This is a genomic window from Rhizobium sp. No.120, from assembly GCF_054558365.1.
In genome coordinates this window covers 1-591 of sequence record NZ_BAAJNQ010000063.1, presented here as the reverse complement: position 1 = coordinate 591, position 591 = coordinate 1, and the positions used below count along the sequence as shown (strand labels likewise).

The following is a 591-nucleotide window of genomic DNA, read 5'->3' as shown; positions in this document are numbered from 1 at the left end:
CCCTGGTCCCGCGCCCCTTTTCATCGGATGCAGGTGTTCGCGATTCCTGACCCGGCATCTGTTCCGCCTCGTCAAGAATCCATTCGCGAAAGGCGACGACACGGGGATCGGAAGCCGTTTCCTGCGGATACACGAGGAAATAGGCGAGTTCGGACGGGATCGGGATGCCAAGATCGAAAAGCCGGACAAGCCTACCCTCGGCCAGATCGTTTGCGACAGTGGTGAGGTCCACAAGTGCCACAGCATCCCCGCTGATCGCGGCTTGAAGCATTTCCGATGACGTGGCGAGCGCAACCGTATGACTGTCGTCGAAGGCGTCGATACCGGCAGCCGCCATCCACGTCGACCAGTTCGGCCACGCGACACCCTGTCGCTCCCATTCGATATGGACCAAGGTGTGATCAAGCAGATCAGTCGGCGTTCGAATGGGCCTCTCGGACGCGAGTAGCCGAGGACTGCATACGGGCACGACAACGTCATCAAACAATCGATCAGCGCAAAGGCCGGGATAGTTTCCCGTGCCAAAGCGAATGCCGATATCGATGTCGTCCAGCTCGAAGTTGCGCACCTCGTGGGAGATATCAAAGCGCA

The 591-nt window shown here is 59.1% G+C and carries 1 protein-coding gene; it reads right to left on the bottom strand.

What is annotated here, in order from left to right; genetic code table 11:
• Positions 1-591: LysR substrate-binding domain-containing protein (locus tag ACYJRZ_RS31950; protein ID WP_459465545.1), on the bottom strand; the 591-nt coding region annotated here is incomplete at both ends.